3 protein-coding genes are annotated in these 3,516 nt (G+C 66.2%); all 3 read right to left on the bottom strand.

All coding sequences use genetic code 11. The features are described 5' to 3' along the window. Positions 1–107 precede the first annotated feature (107 nt). Complete coding sequence (locus ACE3UY_RS17565; protein WP_374688787.1) at positions 108–368, bottom strand: DUF1952 domain-containing protein; 261 nt, start codon at positions 366–368, stop codon at positions 108–110. Positions 369–464: 96 nt separating this feature from the next. After that, positions 465–749, bottom strand: coding sequence for a ubiquitin-like small modifier protein 1 (locus ACE3UY_RS17560; protein ID WP_374688786.1), 285 nt, complete (start codon positions 747–749; stop codon positions 465–467). Positions 750–902: 153 nt separating this feature from the next. Then, the coding region (locus tag ACE3UY_RS17555; RefSeq protein ID WP_374688785.1) for an AAA family ATPase at positions 903–3,516 on the bottom strand (2,614 nt) is incomplete at its 5' end.

Below are 3,516 nucleotides of genomic sequence, written 5' to 3'. Positions count from 1 at the left end.
TTTGTGGCGCAGCTTGTAGCTCAGTCATTCCTGACTGAGCGCCGCCGCAGCCAGGAATGGCTGCGCCACAAGCGCCGCTACATCCTGACAGGCTGTGATACAGGGTGCTACGCCCCCGCGCGCATCGTCTTGCGGTCCAGATTGGGCCTCAGGCGCGCCAGCGCCGCCGCTTCCCCTGTGAGGGTCACCTGCACCAGGCCGATGCGCAACGAACCGATGTGCCGGTCGGGCAGCTTCAGCAGTTCGGCCCGCCAGCCATCGCCGGCGACCTCGGTCTCGCTCTGCGCCCGGCCGCCCAGCTCCTCCAGGTATTCGCGCAGCAGCCACAGGGGGATGGCGTGAATGTGAACTTCGGTGACCTCATCCAATCCGTTTCTGCCGTTCCCATTCGCTGTAGGGGCGCACCTACGTGTGCACCCTGGGACAGACACGCGGGTCTGCCCCTACGTGTGCGCCCAGCCAATTCACCGCGCTCCGCCGCCAACCGCCGGAAAAAAGTTGACCGTGTCGCCGCGCCGGACGACTGAATCCATCTGGTCGAGCAGGTAGTTGACGCCGCGGCCGTTGATGAACATGTGGCAGTGGCCCAACAGCCGGCCGTCCTCGCCGGCCAGCATGCCGATCATGTCCGGGTAGCGGGCCAGCACGGCGTCGAGCACCTGCTGCGCCGTCACCCCGTCGGGCAGATCAAGCTCTACCGTCTTCTGTCCGGTCACCTGGCGGAGGGTGGCGAAGAAGTTGACTTTCATACGTGTATTGTGCCTCAAATTCGTTGCACGTTCAATCTACATGAAGAGGAAAGAGCTCACGCAAAGAGCGCAAAGAAGCAAAGAGCGCAAAGAAAGAAGCTTATCTGGCTTTGCGCTGTTGGGAATCTTGGCGCTCTTTGCGTGAGCTCTTCCTCACCACTTGCCGTCCAGAATCTCCTGCACGACTGTCTCGAAATCCAGCGCCGCGCCGGCGGCCAGGCCAGTCTCGAGTTCATCCGGCGGCAGGCCCAGCTTCGCCAACTCCTGATCGTTATCGGCCAGATCCCATGACTCCAGCGCCGGATGGGCACGGGCCAGGCCGCAGAGCGCCAGGCCGCGGGCGAGATCGCCCTCGGCCAACAGAATCTGGCCGAACAGGAAGACCCCCGAAACCAATCTGCGCTCAGTGCCCATCTTGTGGGCCAGACCCAGCATCTCGCCGGCTCCATCCCGCGCCGCGCGCGGATCGCCCAACCTCAAAGTCACTAAGGCCAGATTTTGCAGCGCATAGAGGAGACCGAATTGATCGCCGAGCTCTTTGAATGCTGACAGGGCGGACTGGGCATAGATACTTGTGGAGCCGAAGTCGCCGCGCATCTCAGCAACACTGCCTAGGTTAATAAGTACCGTAGCCTCACGTTCCGGGTTGTTAGCCCGGCGGGCCACGACCAGTGATTCCTGAAAACGCCGCTCGGCCTCCTCCAGGTCGTGCCGGGAAGTGGCAACCGCGCCTAGATAGTTCAAGGCCTGACTCTCCCGGGTCAGATCGCCTGTTGCCTGGGCCAACTCACCTGTTTCCCGAGCAAGCGTTTCGGCGGCGGTCAAATCGCCCGTCGCCCACGCCCAGTCGGTGGCCGCCAGGAGCGCGACGACCAACGTCCGACCACCTACGGCTTGCGCCTCCGGCAGCGCCGCCTCGAGCAGGATTCGCGCCCGGTCGTAGTGGCCGCGAGTATTCGCGCTCCTGGCCAGATGAGTGCGGGCCTCGGCTGCGGCGGCGCGGTCGCCGGCGGCCAGCGCCCCGACCAGCCCGCGTTCTAGGGCCGCCTCGGCCGCCGGGTAATCGCCTAGTAACACACACGCTTCGCCCAGGGCAATGGTGGCCCGCGCGACCGCCGGCCCATCCGTCTCGCCCGCCGCCTCGCGCAGCGCCAGCGCTCGCTCCAGCGCACGCCGCGCCGCGCCATAGAGACCGACCTCGGCTGCTTCATACCCTGACCGCTCCAGCAGCGCCGCTGCCTTCAGCCCCTCACCGGCCTGGACGTAGTGCTCGGCGATGAGGCCCAGGTACTCGCCCAACCGCTCCCCGGCGTGCACCTCCAGCCAGCGGGCGACGCGACCGTGGGACTCGGCGCGGTACTTCCGCAGCACTGTCTCATAGGCGACGTCGCGCAAGAGGGCGTGCTTGAAGATGTACTCGTCCGCATCAACGAATGACGAATGTTCGCGGCGGAAGATGAGTTCCCGTTTGCGGACGGCGGCCAGCGTCGGCGCGATAGTGTTGCGCTCCGTCTGCATCAAGTCGGCCACAGCGTCATCCCAGAACAGCCGGCCAACAACCGAGGCGCGTTGCAACGCCTCGCGCTCCGGCCGCGGTAGGCCGTCGAGCCGCGCCTGCAACAGCGCCGTCAGCGTCGGGGGGACCTTCAGGGTGGCTAGCTTCTCCACTTTGACGCGCCAAGCCCCCTCCCCTAACCCCTCCCGGCGGGAGGGGGAGCGGACTCCCTCGCCCCGTGGGAGAGGGTTGGGGAGAGGGCGCTCGATGACGCCCTGCTCGATCAGCATCTTGACCATCTCCTCGACGTAGAAGGGATTGCCCTCAGCCGCGTCGATGATGAGTTCGCGCAGACTATCCGGCACTTCGTCTACCCGTCGTAGGATTTCGTCCACCAGCATCCGGCTGGCCCGTTTGGAGAGAGGCATCAACTGAATGCGCCGGAACGCCGCTTCGCCCTTGCCCCAGCCCGGCCGGCGCTCCAGGAAGACGGGTCGGGCGGCGCATACGACCAGCAGTGGCGCGGCCGGCAACGCCCCAACCAGGTGCGCCACCAGGTCGAGCGACTGCTCATCGGCCCAGTGCAGGTCTTCGAGGAGGATCACCAGCGGCCCGGCCGCGGCCAGCGCCCGGAAGTAGCGCGTCAGATAGGCCCGGCCGATCGCCCCCAGGTCGCCGCCGCCTAGCAACGACTTGATCGCCTCACTGGCCGAGAAGTCGAAGCCCAACCAGTGACCGATGATGTCGGCCCGCGCCGCCTCCAGCGCGCCGGCCATGCCCGCGCGGAACTTCTCCAAGGCCACGGCGGCGCTGTCGCTGTCGAGAATCTGGAAGCGGAAGGCGAACAGGTCGCGGAAGAGACTGTGAGGTACGTTCCGCAAATTGGGCGTCGCCCGCCCCTTGAAGTACCACACCGTCTCCGGCCGGAGTTCCAGCCAGTTGTCGAACTCATACAGTAGCCGGCTCTTGCCCACCCCTGCCTCGCCCACGACCGTGACGACCCGCGTCTCCGAGGAATCCAGCGCGTCGGCATAGGCGGTTTGGAGAGCCAGCATCTCCGTCTCCCGGCCGACCATGCGCGTCTCGATGCCCTCGACGCCGCGCGTCGCCATGCGGAAGGCGCGCGGCTTGGCCCGTAGCACCACGTAGGTCTGCACCGGCCCTTCGACGCCCTTGACCGTGATGGGGTCGCGCGGCTGCACGTCGAAGACGCCGCGGACGTGGCGATACGTGTTATGAGAGATGAGGATCGTCCCCGGTTCGGCGGCGCTT

The organism is Promineifilum sp. (SeqCode), assembly GCF_041918635.1.
Classification (GTDB): Bacteria; Chloroflexota; Anaerolineae; order Promineifilales; family Promineifilaceae; genus Promineifilum.
This window is presented reverse-complemented; position numbering and strand designations above follow the sequence as displayed.